The sequence below is a fragment of the Mycobacterium sp. URHB0021 genome (assembly GCF_054057895.1).
This window is the reverse complement of sequence record NZ_JBSRZT010000002.1, coordinates 5,048,707-5,069,236: the sequence shown is the minus strand read 5'-3', so window position 1 is coordinate 5,069,236 and position 20,530 is coordinate 5,048,707. Positions and strand designations below refer to the sequence as shown.

General features: G+C 66.9%; 22 protein-coding genes and 4 tRNA genes. 15 read left to right on the top strand and 11 right to left on the bottom strand.

Annotated elements, in window-relative coordinates:
- Nucleotides 1-94 precede the first annotated feature (94 nt).
- Nucleotides 95-448, top strand: coding sequence for a helix-turn-helix transcriptional regulator (locus tag ACVWWN_RS27335; protein WP_457146646.1), 354 nt, complete (start codon nt 95-97; stop codon nt 446-448).
- A 9-nt stretch (nt 449-457) separates the two neighbouring features.
- Here ACVWWN_RS27335 and ACVWWN_RS27330 read toward each other — a convergent pair whose 3' ends face one another.
- Nucleotides 458-880 (bottom strand): hypothetical protein, encoded by a 423-nt coding sequence (locus ACVWWN_RS27330; protein WP_457146645.1) that lies wholly within the window; start codon nt 878-880, stop codon nt 458-460.
- Between the two features lie 207 nt (nt 881-1,087).
- Between ACVWWN_RS27330 and ACVWWN_RS27325 the strand changes: the two genes are divergently transcribed.
- Nucleotides 1,088-1,840, top strand: coding sequence for an MEDS domain-containing protein (locus tag ACVWWN_RS27325; protein WP_457146644.1), 753 nt, complete (start codon nt 1,088-1,090; stop codon nt 1,838-1,840).
- A 427-nt stretch (nt 1,841-2,267) separates the two neighbouring features.
- On the opposite strand, the gene ACVWWN_RS27320 is transcribed toward ACVWWN_RS27325, so the two are convergent.
- The 7 genes from ACVWWN_RS27320 to ACVWWN_RS27290 form a co-directional block, all read right to left on the bottom strand.
- On the bottom strand, nt 2,268-3,143 hold the full coding sequence (locus tag ACVWWN_RS27320; RefSeq protein WP_457146643.1) for a hypothetical protein: 876 nt from the start codon (nt 3,141-3,143) through the stop codon (nt 2,268-2,270).
- Nucleotides 3,140-4,378, bottom strand: coding sequence for an RNA polymerase sigma factor (locus ACVWWN_RS27315; RefSeq protein WP_457146642.1), 1,239 nt, complete (start codon nt 4,376-4,378; stop codon nt 3,140-3,142). Before ACVWWN_RS27315 ends, ACVWWN_RS27320 begins: the two co-directional genes overlap by 4 nt.
- Complete coding sequence (locus ACVWWN_RS27310; RefSeq protein ID WP_457146641.1) at nt 4,375-4,761, bottom strand: YciI family protein; 387 nt, start codon at nt 4,759-4,761, stop codon at nt 4,375-4,377. Before ACVWWN_RS27310 ends, ACVWWN_RS27315 begins: the two co-directional genes overlap by 4 nt.
- Before the next feature lie 1,417 nt (nt 4,762-6,178).
- A tRNA-Val gene (locus tag ACVWWN_RS27305) sits at nt 6,179-6,253 on the bottom strand.
- Between the two features lie 11 nt (nt 6,254-6,264).
- A tRNA-Cys gene (locus ACVWWN_RS27300) sits at nt 6,265-6,338 on the bottom strand.
- A 27-nt stretch (nt 6,339-6,365) separates the two neighbouring features.
- A tRNA-Gly gene (locus ACVWWN_RS27295) sits at nt 6,366-6,438 on the bottom strand.
- A 95-nt stretch (nt 6,439-6,533) separates the two neighbouring features.
- Nucleotides 6,534-7,061: a DUF6636 domain-containing protein gene (locus ACVWWN_RS27290; protein ID WP_457146640.1), complete on the bottom strand. Its 528-nt coding sequence runs from the start codon at nt 7,059-7,061 to the stop codon at nt 6,534-6,536.
- A gap of 110 nt (nt 7,062-7,171) precedes the next feature.
- On the opposite strand from ACVWWN_RS27290, the gene ACVWWN_RS27285 reads away from it, so the two are divergent.
- Nucleotides 7,172-7,246: transfer RNA gene (locus ACVWWN_RS27285), tRNA-Val, on the top strand.
- Between the two features lie 52 nt (nt 7,247-7,298).
- Here ACVWWN_RS27285 and ACVWWN_RS27280 read toward each other — a convergent pair.
- The 3 genes from ACVWWN_RS27280 to ACVWWN_RS27270 all read right to left on the bottom strand — a co-directional run bounded on the left by ACVWWN_RS27280 (nt 7,299) and on the right by ACVWWN_RS27270 (nt 9,580).
- Nucleotides 7,299-8,015, bottom strand: coding sequence for a GAF and ANTAR domain-containing protein (locus ACVWWN_RS27280; protein WP_457146639.1), 717 nt, complete (start codon nt 8,013-8,015; stop codon nt 7,299-7,301).
- A 117-nt stretch (nt 8,016-8,132) separates the two neighbouring features.
- Nucleotides 8,133-9,002 (bottom strand): GNAT family N-acetyltransferase, encoded by an 870-nt coding sequence (locus tag ACVWWN_RS27275; RefSeq protein WP_457146638.1) that lies wholly within the window; start codon nt 9,000-9,002, stop codon nt 8,133-8,135.
- An 80-nt stretch (nt 9,003-9,082) separates the two neighbouring features.
- A complete protein-coding gene (locus ACVWWN_RS27270; protein ID WP_457146637.1) occupies nt 9,083-9,580 on the bottom strand; it encodes a DUF1990 domain-containing protein in 498 nt (165 codons plus the stop codon).
- Nucleotides 9,581-9,617: 37 nt separating this feature from the next.
- Here ACVWWN_RS27270 and ACVWWN_RS27265 point away from each other — a divergent pair, with 37 nt between their 5' ends.
- The 12 genes from ACVWWN_RS27265 to pdxT all read left to right on the top strand — a co-directional run bounded on the left by ACVWWN_RS27265 (nt 9,618) and on the right by pdxT (nt 20,526).
- Nucleotides 9,618-10,490: an aldo/keto reductase gene (locus ACVWWN_RS27265; RefSeq protein ID WP_457146636.1), complete on the top strand. Its 873-nt coding sequence runs from the start codon at nt 9,618-9,620 to the stop codon at nt 10,488-10,490.
- Between the two features lie 21 nt (nt 10,491-10,511).
- Nucleotides 10,512-11,141 (top strand): PaaI family thioesterase, encoded by a 630-nt coding sequence (locus ACVWWN_RS27260; protein ID WP_457146635.1) that lies wholly within the window; start codon nt 10,512-10,514, stop codon nt 11,139-11,141.
- Nucleotides 11,138-11,572: a TIGR02611 family protein gene (locus ACVWWN_RS27255; RefSeq protein ID WP_457146634.1), complete on the top strand. Its 435-nt coding sequence runs from the start codon at nt 11,138-11,140 to the stop codon at nt 11,570-11,572. Before ACVWWN_RS27260 ends, ACVWWN_RS27255 begins: the two co-directional genes overlap by 4 nt.
- A 65-nt stretch (nt 11,573-11,637) precedes the next feature.
- Nucleotides 11,638-13,704 (top strand): threonine--tRNA ligase, encoded by a 2,067-nt coding sequence (gene thrS, locus ACVWWN_RS27250; protein ID WP_457146633.1) that lies wholly within the window; start codon nt 11,638-11,640, stop codon nt 13,702-13,704.
- Entirely contained in the window at nt 13,701-14,270 is a 570-nt protein-coding gene (locus ACVWWN_RS27245; protein WP_457146632.1) for an HIT family protein, read from the top strand. Before thrS ends, ACVWWN_RS27245 begins: the two co-directional genes overlap by 4 nt.
- Complete coding sequence (gene pgsA / locus ACVWWN_RS27240; protein ID WP_457146631.1) at nt 14,267-14,935, top strand: phosphatidylinositol phosphate synthase; 669 nt, start codon at nt 14,267-14,269, stop codon at nt 14,933-14,935. Before ACVWWN_RS27245 ends, pgsA begins: the two co-directional genes overlap by 4 nt.
- On the top strand, nt 14,932-15,903 hold the full coding sequence (locus ACVWWN_RS27235; RefSeq protein WP_457146630.1) for a phosphatidylinositol mannoside acyltransferase: 972 nt from the start codon (nt 14,932-14,934) through the stop codon (nt 15,901-15,903). Before pgsA ends, ACVWWN_RS27235 begins: the two co-directional genes overlap by 4 nt.
- Nucleotides 15,903-17,060 carry a glycosyltransferase family 4 protein gene (locus ACVWWN_RS27230; protein WP_457146629.1) on the top strand — a complete coding sequence of 386 codons (1,158 nt, stop codon included), beginning with the start codon at nt 15,903-15,905 and terminating at the stop codon, nt 17,058-17,060. Before ACVWWN_RS27235 ends, ACVWWN_RS27230 begins: the two co-directional genes overlap by 1 nt.
- Entirely contained in the window at nt 17,057-18,097 is a 1,041-nt protein-coding gene (locus ACVWWN_RS27225; protein WP_457146628.1) for an NUDIX hydrolase, read from the top strand. Before ACVWWN_RS27230 ends, ACVWWN_RS27225 begins: the two co-directional genes overlap by 4 nt.
- A 66-nt stretch (nt 18,098-18,163) precedes the next feature.
- Entirely contained in the window at nt 18,164-19,075 is a 912-nt protein-coding gene (gene pdxS, locus ACVWWN_RS27220; protein ID WP_457146627.1) for a pyridoxal 5'-phosphate synthase lyase subunit PdxS, read from the top strand.
- 9 nt (nt 19,076-19,084) lie between these two features.
- Complete coding sequence (tesB, locus tag ACVWWN_RS27215) at nt 19,085-19,933, top strand: acyl-CoA thioesterase II (RefSeq protein WP_457146626.1); 849 nt, start codon at nt 19,085-19,087, stop codon at nt 19,931-19,933.
- Complete coding sequence (gene pdxT / locus ACVWWN_RS27210) at nt 19,930-20,526, top strand: pyridoxal 5'-phosphate synthase glutaminase subunit PdxT (RefSeq protein WP_457146625.1); 597 nt, start codon at nt 19,930-19,932, stop codon at nt 20,524-20,526. Before tesB ends, pdxT begins: the two co-directional genes overlap by 4 nt.
- The last annotated feature ends 4 nt before the right edge of the window (nt 20,527-20,530 follow it).

Below are 20,530 nucleotides of genomic sequence, written 5' to 3'. Positions count from 1 at the left end.
TTCGATGCGTTCGCTCATGGCACGCATCGTGACAGCGCGGTGCGGTTCGCAGAGCCGGTTTCGGTGCACGGCATTCGGGTAATAGCGGACCGGTATGCAATCACAACGCGAATCCCCGGCCACGCAGCCGCCGTTGCTGCGCCAGGCGATCGCGTTCATCCACGACAACGCCGACGCCGACATCGGTTTGAGCGAAATAGCGGCCTCGGTCAATGTCACGCCCAGGTCGGTCCAGTACATGTTCCGTCGAAACCTGGGAACCACCCCGCTGGAGTACTTGCGGCGCGTCCGCCTGGACCGCGCGCATCGCGACCTTCAAGCCGCCGACCCGAGCGTCGACACGGTCACGGCGATCGCCTACCGATGGGGTTTTGCGCACGCGGGCAGGTTCAGCATCGCGTACCGGGAAGCCTTCGGCATGCCGCCGAGCAGGACGCTACGGACTTAGCGGCCGCGATCAGCCCGGGAAAAATCCCTCGCGGGTGAAGAAGCCGGGCTGCCACCCCTGTTCACCGAGGCAGAGCAGCGGCCGGCCGTCGGGAGCCTGGGCCGCCGCTTGTGGCTTCGGGCACGGCGAGCCGATGTTCTGCACGCCGAACAATTCGTAGGTGGCCACCCAGAAGCCGGTGTAAACCGGCGGCCATTGGTTCGCGATCCAGCGGCATTGAAGGGCTTCGCCGCCGGGACCACGTCCGAACGTGAAGAAATCCATGTTGTCGCACGGAGCGGCGAGGTGAGCGTCGTAATTCATGCCGGGCACATCGGCGGAGTAGTGCCCGGGCTTGTCGGGATACATCGGTCCGGGGTCGGCGAACACGGTCGGAGCCACGCCGACGGCAGCACCGGCGATTGCAGCGGCGACGAAGAGTTCGCGAATCATGTCCCACCCCTAGGCCTGATGACCGGTTGGTCTGCCGGAGAGCCTAACGGGTCGGGCCGCAGGGACGGACACTTTCCGGGACCAGCCCGCCTTCTGCCGGTCAGGGCAACGCAATCGGACGCGGTGCACATGCGGCGAGGGCCCGCCAGCAATGCTGATCATGTTGCCGGACAGTGAATATTTCTCGCCGTACTCAGCCTCAGGGCGATGCTGTTTATCGTGAAAATGCTTGTGACCTGGTTGAACATGACCTACCCTGATTGCTGGAGTCGAACGAGGGCCCGGGGGACAGTTTTCGCGAGCTACCATCATGCGCGGATTCGCACGGGAGGGAGAGGCGACGTGAATCGCCACCTGCACCATTGCAATGCGCATGCGCCGGTCGACCCAAATACGCCGACCTATGCGTCTGGGCCTAGACCGCCCGCGCACATCTGTGGCGCCTTCGCGTCCGACTTCGAACGCCGAGCCGCCTTGCGGACCTTTTTCCGTGTCGGTCTGATCGCGGGTGAGCGCTGCGCGGTGTTGGTCGATGACGAAGATCCGTCGGACACGTTGTCCACGATCGGCTCCGCCGCCGAACTCGATCAATGGCAAGAGGCGGGATCGCTGCGGGTGTTGACCACGCCGATTCCGGAAGCTTCACGCTACGGACTCACCGTGGGCGAGAAGATCGACGTCTGGGCAGGCCTGATCGAGCTCGCACGGGAACGGCCGACGCGTATCGGCGGCGAGGTGACCTGGTGGCTGCACCATGTGAGCGTGGACAAGCTGCTGGCCTATGAAGAAGACCTGGAAAGGTCCATGCCGGCGGGACTCTCCGCGCTGTGCCTCTACGACCGCAGGTACTTCGAGTCCGACGTCCTGGACACCGCCATGCGGCTGCACACCCATAAGGTCACCGCCAACCGGATGTTCGTCGAGAACAAGGACTACCGGCCAAGTAACGAGTTCGTTTAGCCGTTCAGGCTTTCGCGCGTGCCACCCACAGAAAAAACGAAGCCGTCGCCGGAAGCGTGCAGCGCGATTGCTGCGTCTAGCCGGCGTGGCTTCGTAGGGAGCAGACCACTCGACGTGCAAGTCGAAGAGCGGAAAGCCAACCACCAGGTCGAGTGACCATGCTCCCAAAAAGTTAAACGTCGAATTTGACAAAAATCTTCCACAACCGGAATCGGCGCCCGCCGGGCAGCCGTGGATCAGAGGATGCCACGGCCCGAGGTATCGCCGTGGCATCGATTGGCCGGCCCACCCATAGGTCCCCCACCACGGCCCGTTGCCGCGGACTTGGTAGTAAAACCTCGGGCCGCGACAACTGAGGATATTGAACAACGCGTCATTTATGACCGCAACCGACTTGACGAATGTTCAGCCTCTTGTCCGCAACTCCTCAGCCCGTGGTGTCGTGCTCGACTAGCCGCCGACCGGCATCGAAGCAGCGCAGCGCTGCGCCGGCGGCCGCGGCGACGGTGAGCTCGAAAATCTCATCCTCGGTGTGTCCGGCGGAGGTGAGACGGCCGATGTCGGCGTCGGTGATTTGGTATGAGGCATCGCGGACCGTTGCGGTGTAGGAGTGCCACGGTTCGGGAAGCGGGTCACCGGTCGCGGCGGCCCTCCGCAATCCGGCGTCGGTGGTGGCCGGCGCGTCCAGCACCGCATGGCGAAGGTCCTCTACGGCATTGCCGTGGCTGGTGGCTTCGCCGCCGGCGAGCAGGAAGCCCGGGAAGCGGTAGCCGAACCGGTGAAGGGAGCGGGTACCGCTGTGCAGCTGGCCCTCGCGCAGGGTGAAGCCGAATGCGTTGGCAAGCCGGCCGATGATGTTGAACACCAGGCTGACGTGGAGAGCTCCCACGACGGCGTGTTCGGGCAGGCCGGCCACCCCGACCGCGCCATCGGGGGTGCGGGCAAGGGAGGCCAGGAAGTCGCGGACGGCCCGCAGCTCGGGCCGTGTCGAGGCGGGATCGTTCGGATCGATGTCGCCGTCGCTGGCGATGCGGGTGAGCTCGGCATGGGTATCGGTGCAGAACGGGCACTGCAGCAGCTGTGCCGTGCACATCGCCAGGTACTCCCGTTCGCCCGCCGTCCAGTACGACGGCCCGCGCATCGCGTCGACGGTCAGCTCCAGTAGTGGGCGGGCGAAGAATCCCGGCCGGTACAGCAACATCTTCACGATGTCGGGGCTGTCGACGCGGGACGCGGCTGCGGTGAGCGTGAGGAACAGCTTGGCGCGACGGCGGTGGCCGTGGTCGAGGATGGACAATCTCATCGGGACTCCGTGAGGTCGAGGTCGTGCAGACGGTGGGCGAGGAACCGTCGGTCGGCGGGGTTGGGGGCGAGTTCGTGTGCACGTCGGTACTCCGCCGCGGCCGCTGCCGGCCGGCCCATGCGGCACAGCAGATCGGCGCGGGCGGAGTGCAACAGGTGGTAGCGGTCGAGCCCGTCGATCCGGTCGATCAGCACCAGTCCCTCATCCGGGGTGGTGGCCATGGCCACGGCGACGGCGTGGTTCAGCGCCACCACCTGCGACGGCGTCATCGTCAGCAGTTCGGCGTAGAGGGCGGCGATGCGCGGCCAGTCCGTCTCGTCGGAGGTTGGAGCCTGGGCGTGCTGGGCGGCGATCGCGGCCTGCAGTTGGTACGGCCCCGGCCTGCCCAGCCGCAGAGCCCGGCCCAGAAGCCCGATGGCTTGGGCGATTCGGGCCTGATCCCAGAGGGACCGATCCTGATCGCCAAGCAGGATGACATTGCCGGTGGCGCTGTAGCGGGCCGCCGCGCGGGAATCGTGCAACAGCAGCAGTGCGACCAGGCCCAGCGCTTCAGGCTCGTCGGGCATGAGCGTCGCGACGAGGTTGCCGAGCCGGATCGCTTCCTGACCCAGGGCGCGGTGCTCGGAGTCGTGGGCCGCGGTGTAGCCCTGGGTGAAGATCAGATAGACCACCGAGAGAACAGCCGAGAGCCGGTCGGGCAGCAGGTGATCGGCGGGCACCTCGAAGCTGATGCCGGCGTCGCGGATCTTGCGCTTCGCGCGTACCAGGCGCTGCGCCAGCGTCGACTCGGAGACCAGGAAGATACGGGCGATCTGCGCGGCGGTCAGCCCGGCGACGGCCTGCAGCGTCAGTGCGACGCGCACATCTTCGGCCAGCGCGGGATGGCAGCAGGTGAAGATCAGGCTGAGCCGCTCGTCACCCATCCTCAGCAGGCTGCCCGCATCGAACTCCGTCATGGTGGTCACCACCTCGGCCTCTGCGCTGACCTGGGCGAGCTTCTCGCGGCCGATCCGGGTGCGGCGCAGCCGGTCGATCGCGCCGTTGCGGGCTGCGGTGAGCAACCACGCGATGGGATCGTCCGGCGCCGTATCGCCCCATTTGCGCAACGCGAGTGCGCAGGCGTCCTGCAGCGCATCCTCGGCAAGCTCGAAATCCCCGAGTGCGCGGATCAGCGCGGCCAGCATCCGGCCACGGTGTTCGCCGTAGACCTGCTGAAGGACCGGCGCCGGGCTCATTCGCGGATGGCCGCCACATTCGCGGGCGAGTGATCCAGGCCCGGCACGTCCACGATCGGCCGCACCTCGATCGCGCCCACCTCGGCCATCGGGCACAGCGCGGCGAGTTCCAGCGCTTCGTCGAGGTCGCGGCAATCGAGGAGATAAGTACCGCCGAGGTGTTCGTGGGTCTCGGCGAACGGACCGTCGGTGACCAGCGTCTTGCCGTCGCGCACGCTGACCGTGGTGGCAGTGTGCTCGGGCTGCAGTGGATGTCCAGTGACGAACACGCCGCGGCGCCGGCACTCGTCTGCAAAGGCGTTCACTCTGGCGAGCGATTCGGCGAAGTCCGGATCGCCCGGTTCGGGCCGTTCGCAGTTGTAGATCAACAGCATGTACTGCATATGTCCTCCACTCATCCACGCCTGGGCGTCTGAGAACGCCTGGCCCGCTGAAGAAGATGACGAACAACTCGACCGTATCTCGACACTCGCCGGCGGTCTTTTTTCCTACCCGCGGCCGCCGCGGAGACGGCTGGGCCGACAGGGGCTCGCACGTCGCGGTCCGGCCGCGAGCGGACAAGCGTCAGTCCTCACTGCATTCGTTATTACGGCAACGGGTTTGAGTTTCGACGCGGATCGGCGTCGACGATTCGGTTAGCTCGGTGGTCACCGTTCTGCCCATCAGGGGCTGGCCGCAGGATTCGCAGGCGGCTTCGATCCGCCGCCACGCCGTCGCTCGCTCCACAGGGCCTCCTTGTCGGTGACCCAGGCTAAACCGTGCCATTGGGGGATGGCAGCGTTTTGCGTGACGTCGATCCAAGTGTTACCGCGGTCGCCGCGTTCGGGTCGGCGAGCTCCGGCTGCGCTAGCTGCTTAACGGCAGGGCTGCTTCTCCGGGTGACTCGCCTCGCGCGACGCCTGGGCCGCAGCCAAGCCCTTCCCCCCGTCCCGCTTAACGGAGCAATGTACCCGTGAAATCAGGCGCCTAATACCATCGCGGCTGGTAAAGCGATGCGGGAGCGATGCAATCAGGTCGAAGCGCTGATGCTGCTGCTCTTACGATCATCAAACGTTGGTCCGAGCGGAGGCGGCAAATTGATGGAACGTGTTGCCGGCCTGAGCGCGGTACTTCTCGGTGGGTGTGCGCTTTATGCAGACGAAGCCCCCGCCGTTCGGTGCGCACCTCTGCTGGACGCTCGACGACGGGGGCCTCGCTGGGTGGACTGCGGATGTACGAATGGAAATGCAGAACACCCGCGTCCTGATAACCCGGCGTCGGCAGCCCAAACCCAACCCCCTCCTCTCAGGGGACCGCAGCCGAAACATCGAGGGCAGCGGGTCAGCGGCCGCGCCTCCCACGAAGAGCGGCTTTGTTTTCCCATCGGCCGCCGACCCACCATTGCGGGAGCCAAGGTCAGGGCTTCGCTCCGCGCCGCGAATTGACGCCCACGCCAATTACGTCGCACCGTAGGTCGGTCCGCCAATCGCCCCTCGGTGGTGCCGTCTCCACCGGACGCCGGAGATGCGGACCTCAACGTTGAGGTCGCGGCGACGTTCGCCCAGCGGAGAGGTCAACTCACCGGCCCTGAGATGGCGGCTTATGCCGTCGAAATAGCGATTCTGCTGAGGTAATCCGCAGACGTTCTGGTCTTCCCACTCGAGCGCCGAGAGCGCGCCGGCGGGAAGCAGAAACCGGTGGGGGACTGGTCCTGAATGCTTGCGGCCCTGCGTGGCGTCCTCCCGTACTGAGAAAGCCGCTCCAGCACATGTGGTGCACGCCCGCGTAGCTGTCCAGATGTCTGCTTCTAGCCGCCAATGCTGGTGCGCGATACTGGGATTGAACCAGTGACCTCTTCCGTGTCAGGGAAGCGCTCTCCCGCTGAGCTAATCGCGCCTGGATCCACTTGGAGGTGGAGACGGGAATCGAACCCGTGTGCACGGCTTTGCAGGCCGTTGCCTCACCACTCGGCCACTCCACCGCTGGGGTTGATGCCAATGCACCTTCGAGCGGATGACGGGATTCGAACCCGCGACCCTCACCTTGGCAAGGTGATGCGCTACCAACTGCGCTACATCCGCGCGCCACGAGCGAGATCGTCGCCCGTCGCGAAGGACGACGATAGTCCACTGACGCGTAGCCGCACAAATCTGGGCCACCGGGTTTCCGATTGAGATCAGAACAGGCGATACGCCTCTCGTGAAATCGAGAAGCCGTGGCCGGTCTGGATATCGCGGCACGCGATGCCCGAGTCGGCGCTCTCGCAGCGGAGAATTCCGGCCTTGATCGAATCGCCATAGGGCAGTACCTCATCGGGGCCGAATGCGGTGTCGCCGGCGCACACGAATTGAGCCTGCTCGCCTGGTCCGAGTGAGATCCCCTGCCCGTAGTCGAACTCGCAATCCGCGGGCCGGGCCGGTGCCGCCCAATCCCGATCGATGATGTCGCAGCGTGCCCAGTCCGCGTCGAGCGTGCAGGCGACATTTCCCGTCGGCGAGATGAAACCGGTGAGCTCGGTCACCTCCCGGTCGGTCGACGCGGGGCCGGTCAGTTTGTCTAGCCGTGCGGCCGGCTCTGACGCCGACGTAGGCGCGGCGGTCGAGGGCGCACTCTCCGCCTGTAGGGCCGATGATCCGCCGCCGCATCCGGCGAGCGCCAAAATCGCGGTGAACCCGCCGACCGCCGGCACCACACGGTGGACCATCGCGCGACCATAACCCGCTGCCCGCGCCATTGCGGGGTGCTCGCGGATTCAGCTTGGATATCGGTGCGTGCTAATCTTCGACGTCGTTCGACCATGTTCGGTCGGCTCCCGGTCTCGTAGCTCAGTGGGAGAGCGTCCGCCTCACACGCGGAAGGTCGCTGGTTCGAAACCAGCCGGGACCACCATGATGTTTCCGCGTTTCGGGGCCGATCCGAATGGCCTTCCACGTCGTCAGAGTTATCTGGCGTTGTCCTTCGGCGGTCCGGCCTGCTCGACGAGTTCGGTGGCGATCTGGATCAGCGGAACGTTGGAGTCCTGAGACAGTTTGCGCAGCACGTCGAACGCCTGGACCGCGTCGACGCTGTAGCGCTCCATGATCATGCCCTTGGCCTGACCGATGGTGTCGCGGCTGGCCAGCGCGCGCTTGAACTGGTCTTCGCGGCGTGCGGCGTTCCACGCGACCGACGAGTGGGCGGCGAAGATCAGGCCGATCTCGCGTGAATGCGTGTCGAACGCGTTGGGCTCTTCTGAGTACACGTTGAGTGCGCCCATGGTTTCCCCGGCGATGAACATCTGGAAGGCCATGATCGATCGGATCGGCGTCGCCTCCAATGCGTCCTGCCGGTACAGCGGAAAGCGCTTTTCGGTCTCCAGATCGGCGACGTAGACCGTCTTCTCCTCCCACGCCGCGGTCAGGCACGGACCCTGGCGATGCCGCTGCTGAACCTCGTCGAGCAGGATCGGCCACTTGTGCGTCGCCGCCGGTGTCTCGATGTGCTTGGCGTTGCGGGTGAGGGTGATTCCCGCGTACTGGGCACCGTGGATCTCCATGGCCGCATGCTCAGCCAGTTCGGCGACCACGGTGTCCGCGTCGGTGTCCCGTCGGCTGTGTAGGTCCTGCACCAGCTCAGCGATGCGGAAGTGGGTGGAATCCACCCCGGTTGATTCTGTCACCGTGAAATCCGATCGTCGTGCTGCGCTAGGCCCTCAAGGTTACTGCGCCGCAGCCCAGCCGAGGAACTATGAGCAATAACGCACGCCGGGGTTGCCATCGTCACCGCCCCCCGGCCGTCAGGCCGGGCCGGTCACGACCAGGTGATGCCCGTCGGAAAGGCGCAGAGCAAACTCACGCAATCCCCATGGCTGCAAGATCGGCGCTGTGGCAATAGTGGCCTCCGCTGCGGTCGCACGGCCGTAACACTCGTCAAACCCGGTGCCCACATCGATGGACACCGTGATGGGCGGGATGGGCGGGCTCGCCGCGGCCAGCCGGAGCCCGGGCCCCACGCTCCACTGCCCGAAAACCACGCCTGCGAGTGTCGGCGGGTCGCCAACGAGGAACTGCGTCCTGGCCCCGAACACCGACCGCAACAAGCCGAGCTGCGAGGCGATGTTGCGGACGGGAATGGTGACCTCGACGCTGAGCACGGCGGCCGCTTCGGGCGCACGCGACCGCCCCAGGACGATCGACTCATGCGGATGGTCGCGGTGCGGATACCGCTGCGCCAGCCGGCCGCGCTCGGTCAGACCGACCCGGCGGGCAGTCGACAGGGAACGCCGATTCGTCGATTCGATCCACGCTTCGACCCGAGAAAGACCCAACGACGCGAACGCATAATCGATGACCGCGCCGGCCGCCTCGGTGATGAGGCCGCGTCCCCACGCCCGTCTGGTGAGCATCCAGCTCAGCCCGGGCACCGCCACGTCGCCCAGGAACCCGATCAGCCCGACGGTCGCCCCCGCGTCCCGCACCGCCCACAGGTGCGCACCCTCGCCGTCGAGAAAATTCGTCAAGTCTCGACGGGTGTCCGCGACGTCGAGGCGCAGCGGCGTGTTCCACCACCGCATGACGTCGGGGTCGCTGAAGGCTTCTTGCAGCAGCTCCGCGTCACGGGCTGGATCCAACGGCGCCAGCATGAGCCTGGCGGTTCTCAGTTCCAACCGCTTCCTCCTGTCTCAGGCATCGATCCGGCGGTCAAACCCCACTGCCAATTCCACTTTCAACGTCCGGCGCAAACGGTTCACAGCGCCTTCAGGTATCGCTGTGTCACCAGCCGTTGGATCAACGCGGTGACGGGAGCGCCGAACCTGCTCCACCACGCGCCGTGCCGCGAGAACGCGGTCACCTCCGCGGAGACCTCGTCGGTCGCGGCGTCGTAGCGCACGGCGAAGCGCTCCTCACCGGACTCGGCGTGGCCCGGCAGCGTCCCGTAGGCAAAGCCGCGCAGGTCGGGTTCGTCGACGACGTAGACGACGCGGCACGGGGCACGAACCGGACCCAGGTGGACGATCACCTCCGATCCGACCTCGGCGACTTCTGACGTCGCCTCCACGCGCAACCCGGCGCCGCGCAGCATCCCCCAGCGCATGCCTCTGGCGGCCGCTTCGTCGAAGCGGGCGCGTCCGCGTCCGATGACAGCGGACTTCTGCACGTGGCGGTAGCCGTCGGGCAGCCGCCCGGCCGTCGCGCCCACCTCCGCGTAGGTCAGCCGACGCCCAGCCAGGTCGCTCAATTTCACAGGGACACCATGACATTGCAGGTATAGGTTTTGACACATGACCACGCAAAGCGTTGCTGAAGCATCAGGCACTTTCAGCTTCGGCAGTGACCTCACTGTCAACCGCCTCGGATTCGGCGCCATGCGCCTCACCGGTCAGGGAATCTGGGGCCCGCCCGAGGACCACGACGAGTGCATTCGCGTCCTGCGCCGCGCCCCCGAGTTGGGCGTCAACTTCATCGATACCGCGAACTCCTACGGCCCGTATGTGGCCGAGGAACTCATCCGCGAGGCACTCCATCCCTACGACGGAGTGGTGATCGCGACGAAGGCCGGGCTGCTGCGCACCGGACCCGACGTCTGGCCGGTGCTGGGCTATCCCGCATACCTACGCCAGGAATGCGAGATGAGTCTGCAACGTCTCGGCGTCGACACCATCGACCTGTTCCAGCTGCACCGGATCGACCCGAAGTTTCCCGCCGAAGATCAGATCGGCGAGCTGGTGGCTCTGCAACAGGAGGGCAAGATCCGCCACATCGGACTCTCCGAGGTCAACGTCGAGCAGCTGGAGGCGGCTCTGGACATCGCCCAGATCGTGTCCGTGCAGAACATGTACAACCTCACCTCGCGCGCCGCAGAACCTGTTCTCGACGCATGCGAAGCGCGGGGGATCGCGTTCATCCCGTGGTTCCCGCTGGCGTCGGGGCCGCTGGCGGCGCCCGACGGCCCGCTGGAGCGCATCGCGGCCGACCACGACGCCACCGCCTCACAGTTGGCTCTGGCATGGCTGCTCAAGCGTTCACCGGTGATGCTGCCCATCCCCGGCACCTCGAAGGTCGCGCATCTGGAGGAAAACGCGGCGGCCGCCACCATCGAGCTGTCCGACGAGGAGTTCGAGACGCTGAGTAAAGCCGGGGCGGCCCAACAGTAGGTCAGGCAATACGGTGGGCGGGTGACCACCGAACGGCCTGTCGATCCGCACCCCGGCGGCGGATTCAACCCGCCGGTCCCCACCACCGCAGGTGGACCCGACTACGGCCGGTTCGTCGAAGCCGTCCGCACACTGCAGGATCACACCCGCGCCGCCGACGCCCCCGATGAGGTGATCAGCGAGGCCGCCGACCTCATCGAAAAGGTGTCGAGCCTGCTCGCGCCGTATCACGCCGACGAATGGGCGTCACCGTCGGGCCGGCGCATGGACCTGCCGAACCGCGGGAACATCCTGCAGGTGCCGGCGGACCTGCACAAGGCCGCCGACGGGCGCATCGGCGGCACGGTGCAGTTCCGCCGCTTCCACCTCGGCCGCAACGGCGCCGCGCACGGTGGCGCGGTCGCGATGTTGTTCGACTCGCTGCTGGGCTATACGGCGTTCCGGCTCAGCCGCAGCCGGGCCCAGCGCACCGCATACCTGCACATCGACTACCGCAAGATCGCGCCCGTCGAGAAGGAGTTGCAGGTCGAAGCGCGTATCGACGACATCGAGGATCGCAAGATCTTCGTTTCCGGCCGCATCCTCGACGGTGACGCCGTGGTGGCCGAGGCACATGCGTTGTTCGTCAAGCTGAAGCCGGGACAGCCGTGACGCAGGACAAGCAGGACAAATCGAACCTCCGCCGCCGGTGGGCGCGGTGGCGCGACCGACTGCGGGAGCGCCGCAGAGCGGAGTTCGTTTACCGCATAGTCGTCGCGGTGATCGGGCTCGTGGTCCTGGGCGTCGGCATCATCGCGATCCCGTATCCCGGTCCGGGCTGGGCCATCGTCTTCGTCGGGCTGGGCATTCTGGCCACTGAGTTCGACTGGGCACGACGGCTGCTCGCCTATGCCAGGGAGCGCTACGACAAGGTGATGGAGTGGTTCCAGCGCCAACACTGGGCAGTGCAGATCATCGGTGGAGTCTTCACGGCGCTGATCGTGGCCGGCACGCTGTGGCTGCTGGGTGCACTCGATTGGTCGGCGGAACTCGTCGGCATCGACCGCGGGTGGTTGAACAGCCCCATCGGCATCGGATCGTGAGCATCCACCCCGATAACATGGTCGCGTCCTGAGATTTGACCACCTGAGCAGTAGGAGAGTCACCGATGAGCGCCCCCGCCAGCCCCGCCCTCGCAGCCCCGATCCGGGTCGCTGCCGGGACCACTGCCGGGGCAGCGGTCCGCGACGCCGGCCTGCCGGGCCGCGGCGCTCCCGACGCGATCGTCGTGGTCCGCGACGCCGAGGGCCGCCTGCACGACCTGTCATGGACACCCGAAGCCGACACCGACGTGACGCCGGTCGCCGCGGATACCGACGACGGGCGCAGCGTCATCCGGCACTCGGCCGCCCACGTTCTGGCCCAGGCGGTGCAGGCCCTGTTCCCCGAGGCGAAACTCGGCATCGGGCCGCCGATCACCGACGGGTTCTACTACGACTTCGACGTCCCACGGGCATTCACGCCGGATGATCTCGAGGCGCTGGAGAAACGCATGCGCCAGATCGTCAAGGAAGGCCAGCTGTTCTCCCGGCGCGTCTACGAATCCAAAGGGCAAGCGCGCGAAGAACTTGCCAACGAGCCGTACAAGCTCGAACTGGTCGACGACAAATCCGGCGATCCCGACGTGATGGAGGTCGGCCCCCCCGGTTCTGATGACGAGCTGACCGCCTACGACAACCTCAATCCCCGTACCCGTGAACGCGAATGGGGCGATCTGTGTCGTGGTCCGCACATTCCCACGACCAAGTACATTCCGGCGTTCAAGTTGACCCGTAGCTCGGCGGCGTACTGGCGCGGCAACCAGGACAACGCCAGCCTGCAGCGCATCTACGGCACCGCTTGGGAATCACAAAAGGCGCTCGACAAACACCTCGAGTTCATCGAGGAGGCGCAACGGCGCGACCACCGAAAGCTCGGCGCGGAGCTGGACCTGTTCAGCTTTCCCGACGAAATCGGTTCCGGCTTGGCGGTTTTCCATCCGAAGGGTGGCATCATCCGGCGTGAGCTGGAGGACTACTCGCGGCGTAAACACAATGAGGCCGGGTACGAGTTCGTCAACAGTCCGCACATCACCAAGGCGGAGCTGTTCAAGATCTCCGGCCACCTCGACTGGTACGCCGACGGCATGTTCCCGCCGATGCACCTCGACGCCGAGTACAACGAGGACGGCACGGTACGCAAGCCCGGCCAGGACTACTACCTGAAGCCGATGAACTGCCCGATGCACTGCCTGATCTTCCGTTCTCGGGGACGGTCGTATCGCGAACTTCCATTGCGGCTCTTCGAGTTCGGCACCGTCTACCGTTATGAGCTCTCCGGTGTGGTGCATGGGCTGACCCGGGTTCGCGGCCTGACCATGGACGATGCCCACATCTACTGCACGCGTGATCAGATGCGCGACGAGCTGACCTCGCTGCTGCGCTTCGTGCTCGATCTGCTCGGCGACTACGGCTTGACCGACTTCTATCTGGAACTGTCCACCAAGGACCCGAAGAAGTTCGTCGGCTCCGACGAGCTGTGGGAGGAAGCCACCGGCGTGCTGGCCGAGGTCGGCGCGGCATCCGGGCTGGACCTGGTGCCGGACCCGGGTGGGGCGGCGTTCTACGGTCCCAAGATCTCGGTTCAGGTCAAGGACGCGCTGGGCCGCAGCTGGCAGATGTCGACCATCCAGCTCGACTTCAACTTCCCGGACCGGTTCGAGCTGGAATACACCGCGGCCGACGGCAGCCGGCAACGGCCGGTGATGATCCACCGCGCCCTGTTCGGCTCGATCGAGCGGTTCTTCGGCATCCTCACCGAGCACTACGCCGGTGCATTCCCGGCGTGGCTGGCGCCGGTTCAGGTGGTCGGCATCCCGGTCGCCGACGGACACGTTCCGTACCTCGACGGCCTTGCCGCGCAGCTGAAGCTGCGCGGCATTCGGGCCGCCGTCGACAGCAGCGACGACCGGATGGCCAAGAAGATTGTCAACCACACCAACCAGAAGGTGCCGTTCATGCTGCTGGCCGGCGACCGCGACGTGGAAGCCGACGCCGTCAGCTTCCGTTTCGGTGACCGCAGCCAGATCAACGGCGTGCCACGCGACCAGGCCGTGGAGGCGATCGCCAACTGGATCGCCAGGCGTGAGAATGTCGTTCCCACAGCCGAATTGCTCAAGGTGGGCACTGACCCGTGACGGATCAGCCAGACGACCACACGATCGTCGACCATGGGGTCGGTGAACCCGATCACTTGCAGAGACTGTGGACCCCTCATCGAATGACCTACATCGCCGAGGCCCCGATGAAGAAGGGGGCGTCGGCGTCCGAGAAGTCCAAAGAGCCGTTCACCGACATTCCGACGCTGTCCGACGAGGACGGTCTCGTGGTGGCCCGTGGTGAGCTGGTCTACGTCGTGCTGAACCTGTACCCGTACAACCCCGGCCACTCGATGGTGGTGCCCTACCGCCGGGTCTCCGAGCTCGAAGACCTCACCACCGACGAGAGCGCAGAGCTGATGGGGTTCACCCAGAAGGTGATTCGCGTCATCAAAGCGGTGTCCCAGCCGCACGGCTTCAACGTGGGGCTCAACCTCGGCAGCTCGGCCGGCGGATCGCTGGCCGAACACCTGCACATGCACGTGGTGCCGCGGTGGAGCGGCGACGCCAACTTCATCACGATCATCGGAGGCTCGAAGATCGTTCCGCAGTTGCTGCGCGAAACCCGTGAGCTGCTCGCCACGGAATGGGCGAATCAGCCGTGAGCAATTTCTACCTGATGACCCGCGCGGCCTACACGAAACTCAGCACGCCTCTCGCCAAGGCCGCGCTGCGGGCCGGGCTGACCCCGGACAGCGTGACGATCATCGGCACGGCGGGCACCGTCATCGCCGCATTGACGCTGTTCCCGATCGGGCAGCTGTGGTGGGGCTCATTCTCGGTGTTCATCTTCGTGCTCGCCGACATGCTCGACGGGGCGATGGCCCGGGTGCGCGGTGGTGGTACCCGCTTCGGCGCGGTGCTGGACGCCACCTGCGACCGGATCGGTGACGGTGCCGTCTTCTGCGGGCTGCTGTGGTGGGCCGCGTTCGGGCTGAGGAGCCCCTCGCTGGTGGTCGCCACCATGATCTGCCTGGTGACTTCCCAGGTCATCTCCTACATCAAGGCACGCGCCGAGGCGAGCCGCCTGTCCGGCGCGGGCGGACTGATCGAGCGCCCGGAGCGACTGATCATCGTGTTGGCCGGCGCGGGGCTGTCTGGCGTGCCGTTCCTGCACGTGCCCTGGTTGGTGCACGTCGCGATGTGGGTGCTCGCCGCGGCGAGCGTGGTGACTCTCGGTCAGCGCCTGCACACCGTGCGGACATCGCCGGGCGCGATGGAGCCACTCGAGAAGACCGGGCAGAACCCGCCCAGCGGAGACGAGCCGTGACCGGCGCCCCGGCCGGACCGAATTCGGATCGCGGCAGTCGTTTCTCACTGACGGGCCAATTCACCGACTGGGGCTATGCGGCCGGCTGGCGAATCGTCCGAGCCATGCCGGAACTGATGGCGCGCAACGCGTTTGGTGCCGGTGCGCACTACGCCGCCCGAGGTGGCGGCCCCGCGCAGTTGCGCAAGAACCTGGCACGCGTGCTGGGGATGGATCCCGCCGAGGTGCCGGACGGCCTGATTCGTGCTTCGCTGGCCTCATACGCCCGATACTGGCGGGAGGCGTTTCGCTTGCCGACCATGGATCACGAAGCGCTGGGTCGCCGGCTCCACGAGGTGGTGGTGGGCAGCGAGCACATCGAAGCCGCCCTCACCGCCGGCCGTGGCGTGGTGCTGGCGCTGCCGCACAGCGGCAATTGGGACATGGCCGGAGTGTGGCTGGTCTACAAGCACGGCACCTTCACCACCGTGGCCGAACGACTCAAACCCGAGTCGTTGTACAACCGCTTCATCGCCTACCGGGAGAGCCTGGGCTTCGAGATGCTTCCCCTGACCGGTGGCGACCGGCCGCCCTTCGAAGTCCTGGTCGACAGGCTGGCGGGCAATGGGCTGGTGTGTCTGATGGCCGAGCGTGACCTCACCCGCAGCGGCGTCCAGGTCGACTTCTTCGGGGAGGCGACCCGCATGCCCGCCGGCGCGGCGAAGCTGGCGATCCAGACCGGAGCCACGTTGTTGCCCGCGCACAGCCACTACGACCGGGACGACATGGTCATCACGATGTCCCCGCCCCTGGACACGACGTCGGGCGACGTCACCACCATCACCCAGGCACTGGCCGACCGGTTCGCCCGTAACATCGCCGCGCACCCGGCCGACTGGCACATGATGCAGCCCCAGTGGCTCGCCGACCTCTCGCAAGAGCGGCGCGCGAAGCTGGCCGGCGAGCCGTCGACGGGGGGGACCAGCTGATGCGCATCGGCATGGTCTGCCCGTACTCCTTCGACGTTCCAGGCGGCGTCCAGTCGCACGTGCTGCAGTTGGCCGCGGTGATGCACGACCGCGGCCATCAGGTCAGCGTGCTTGCACCGTCCTCGCCGCACGTCTCGCTGCCCGACTACGTCGTGTCCGGCGGCAAGGCCGTGCCGATTCCGTACAACGGGTCGGTGGCCCGGTTGCGGTTCGGCCCCGCCACACACCGCAAGGTCAAACAGTGGCTCGTCGAGGGTGAATTCGACGTCCTGCACCTGCACGAGCCCAACGCGCCCAGTCTGTCGATGCTGGCGCTGATGATCGCCGAGGGGCCGATCGTGGCGACGTTTCACACATCGACGACGAAATCGTTGACGCTCAGCGTGTTTCAGGGGATTCTGCGGCCGTGGCACGAGAAGATCGTCGGCCGCATCGCGGTGTCGGACCTGGCGCGGCGCTGGCAGATGGAGGCGTTGGGCTCCGACGCTGTCGAGATTCCGAACGGGGTCGACGTCGCGTCGTTCGGGTCCGCTCCGCTGATCGAGGGCTATCCGCGGCCGGACAGGTCCGTGCTGTTCCTCGGCCGATTCGACGAGCCGCGCAAGGGCATGGCGGTGCTGCTGCGCGCGCTGCCCGCGCTGGCGGAACGCTTCGGTGACATCGAGATCCTGATCGTCGGCCGCGGCGACGAGGAGGAGTTGCGTGAGGAAGCCGGCGCGCTGGCCGGGCATCTGCGGTTTCTCGGGCAGGTCGACGACGAGACGAAGGCGTCGGCGATGCGCAGCGCCGACGTCTACTGCGCACCCAACATCGGCGGCGAGAGTTTCGGCATCGTGCTGGTCGAGGCGATGGCCGCCGGGACCGCGGTCGTGGCCAGTGATCTCGATGCGTTCCGGCGGGTCCTCGACGACGGCAGGGCGGGCCGCCTGGTGTCCGTCGACGATGCCGATGCGCTGGCCGCGGGGTTGATCGACGTGCTGGCGAACGACGCCACCCGCAACGGCTACATCGAGGCGGCATCCGAGGCGGTCCGCCGTTACGACTGGTCGGTCGTTGCCCGCCAGATCATGCGGGTCTACGAGACGGTGGCCGGGGCGGGGGCGAAGGTGCGGGTGGCCGGCACCGCCAAGAGCGTCGCGACCGGGAGGCGTAGTTGATCACCTGGATCGTGATCATCGCGCTGGCGCTGCTGGTAGTCGTGCTGCTGCTGGTCGGTGCATGGGCCTTCCAAACCGCCAACCGGCTCGACCGGCTGCACGTCCGCTACGACCTGTCCTGGCAGGCGCTGGACGGCGCCCTGGCCCGGCGTGCCGTGGTGGCCCGGGCGGTCGCGGTCGACGCCTACGGCGGCGGACCCCAGGGTAAGAGGCTGGCCGCGTTGGCCGACGCCGCCGAGCGTGCGCCGAAGACAGCCCGGGAGGCCGCCGAGAACGAGCTGTCCGCCGCCCTGGCGCTGGTCGACCCGGGGTCCCTGCCCGCGGCGCTGGTGGCCGAGCTCGCCGACGCCGAGGCGCGGGTGCTGCTGGCCCGGCGATTCCACAACGACGCGGTGCGTGACACCTTGGCGCTGCGGGAGCGGCTCGCGGTGCGCACCCTGCGGCTGGGCGGGACCGCCGCGCTGCCAACCTATTTCGAGATCGCCGAACGGGCGGAAACCCCCGCGCCTCGCGAGGCCGGTTCTGTCAGCCGCCGCACGTCGGCACGCATCGTGCTGCTCGACGAGGACGGTTGTGTCCTGCTGTTCTGCGGGTCCGACCCGGCCGCGGTGGACGTCCCGGCGCCCCGCTGGTGGTTCACCGTCGGCGGGGCGATGCAAACCGGCGAGACGCTCGCCGAGGCCGCCGCGCGCGAACTCGACGAGGAGACTGGACTGCGCGTCGACCCGGCCGACATGCTGGGCCCGGTGTGGCGGCGCGACGCGGTCATCGATTTCAACGGGTCGGTGATCCGCAGCGAGGAGATGTTCTTCGTGCACCGCACCCGGCGCTTCGAGCCGTCGACGGCCGGCCGGACCGGTCTGGAGCGGGCCTACATTCACGGGCACCGCTGGTGCGATGCGACAATGATCAGCGATCTGGTTGCCAAGGGCGAAACGGTGTACCCGCTGCAGTTGGGCGAGCTGCTCGACGAGGCAAACGTGCTGGCCGAGGCCCGGGACGGCGCCCCGGAGCGGCAGTTGCAGTCGATCCGCTGAACTGCGGAATCAACGGATTTGCCGCCACCTTTAGACTGGATCAGTAGCGAGTTGGAGGAGATAGCAGTGGAAACCGCAGCTGGAACGAACGGGTCGGCGCAGACCGGCACCGCGCGGGTCAAGCGCGGCATGGCTGAGATGCTCAAGGGCGGCGTGATCATGGACGTCGTCACCCCCGAGCAGGCCCGCATCGCCGAGGGGGCCGGTGCCGTCGCCGTGATGGCGCTCGAACGAGTGCCCGCCGACATCCGCGCGCAGGGCGGGGTGTCGCGGATGAGCGACCCCGACATGATCGAGGGCATCATCGAAGCCGTCACGATCCCGGTGATGGCCAAGGCCCGGATCGGGCACTTCGTCGAGGCGCAGATCCTGCAGAGCCTCGGCGTCGACTACGTCGACGAGTCCGAGGTACTCACGCCGGCCGACTACACCAACCACATCGACAAGTGGAAATTCACCGTGCCGTTCGTCTGCGGCGCCACCAACCTCGGCGAGGCGCTGCGCCGGCTCACCGAGGGCGCGGCGATGATCCGCTCCAAGGGTGAGGCCGGTACCGGTGACGTCTCCAACGCCACCACCCACATGCGCAAGATCGGCGGCGAAATCCGTCGGCTCACCTCGCTGTCCGAAGACGAATTGTTCGTCGCCGCAAAGGAACTGCAGGCCCCGTATGACCTCGTCGTCGAGGTGGCGCGGGCCGGCAAGCTGCCGGTGACACTGTTCACCGCCGGTGGCATCGCGACACCGGCCGACGCCGCGATGATGATGCAACTCGGGGCGGAGGGCGTGTTCGTCGGCTCGGGCATCTTCAAGTCGGGTGACCCGGGCGCGCGCGCGGCGGCGATCGTCAAGGCCACCACGTTCTACGACGACCCCGATGTGCTGGCCAAGGTGTCGCGCGGGCTGGGGGAAGCCATGGTCGGCATCAACGTGGAGGACATCGCGCAGCCTCACCGGCTCGCCGAGCGCGGCTGGTAATACGGCTGCATGTCGATCGAGAAGATCCTCGACCTGGAGCAACTCGAGGTCAACATCTACCGCGGAAGCGTGTTCAGTTCCCCGTCGGGCAACTGGCAGCGCACGTTCGGCGGCCAGGTGGCGGGTCAGTCGCTGGTGTCGGCGGTCCGCACGGTCGACTTCCGCTATCAGGTTCACTCGCTGCACGGCTATTTTTTGCGGCCGGGAGATGCCAAGTCGTGCACGGTGTTCATCGTCGAGCGGCTCCGCGACGGTGGTTCCTTCGCGACCCGTCGCGTGAACGCCGTCCAGCACGGCGAGACGATCTTCTCGATGTCGGCATCGTTCCAGACCGACCAGAGCGGCATCGAACACCAGGACGCGATGCCGCCATCGGCTCCGCCGCCCGACGGCCTGCCCGAGCTCACGTCGGTGCGAGCGTTCGACGACGCCGGCTTCAAACAGTTCGAGGAGTGGGACGTCCGCGTCGTGCCGCGCGATCAGCTGGTGCCGGAGCCGGGCAAGGCATCTCAGCAGCAGGTGTGGTTCCGTCATCGCGACCCGCTGCCCGACGACCCGGTGCTGCACATCTGCTCGCTGGCGTACATGAGCGATCTGACCCTGCTCGGCTCGGCGCAGGTGCATCACGTCGAGGAGCGTCCGCATCTGCAGGTCGCGTCACTGGATCACGCGATGTGGTTCATGCGGCCGTTCCGCGCCGACGAGTGGTTGCTGTACGACCAGTCGTCGCCGTCGGCGTCGGGTGGACGGTCGCTGACGCAGGGCAAGATCTTCACGCAGACCGGCGAGATGGTGGCGGCCGTCGTGCAGGAAGGTCTGACCCGCTACCAGCGCGACTACCGCCCGGACCGCGGATGAGCGGCCCCCACGTCGGAGTGCTCGCGCTGCAGGGGGACACCCGGGAGCACCTGGCCGCCCTGCGCGAAGCCGGCGCGGAATCGTCCACGGTGCGTCGCATCGGCGAACTCGAAGCCGTCGACGCACTGGTCATCCCCGGCGGGGAGTCCACCACGATGAGCCACCTGTTGAGGGAGTTCGGACTGCTCGAGCCGCTGCGGGCCCGGCTGGCCGAGGGCATGCCGGCGTACGGATCGTGCGCAGGCATGATCCTGATGGCCACCGAGATCCTGGATGCGGGAGCGGCCGGGCGGGAAGCCGCTCCCCTCAAGGCCATCGATATGACCGTGCGGCGCAACGCCTTTGGCCGCCAAGTCGATTCATTCGAAGGCGACATCGCGTTCGACGGCCTCGACCGTTCCGTGCATGCGGTCTTCATCCGCGCGCCGTGGGTGGAGCGGGTCGGCCCCGACGTGCAGATCCTCGGCCGCGCGGCCGACCATATCGTCGCGGTGCGTCAGGCAAAGATGCTGGCGACGTCGTTTCACCCGGAGATGACCGGCGACCGGCGCATCCACGCGTTGTTCGTCGATATTGTGCGCGGCCGCGGCTGAGTGG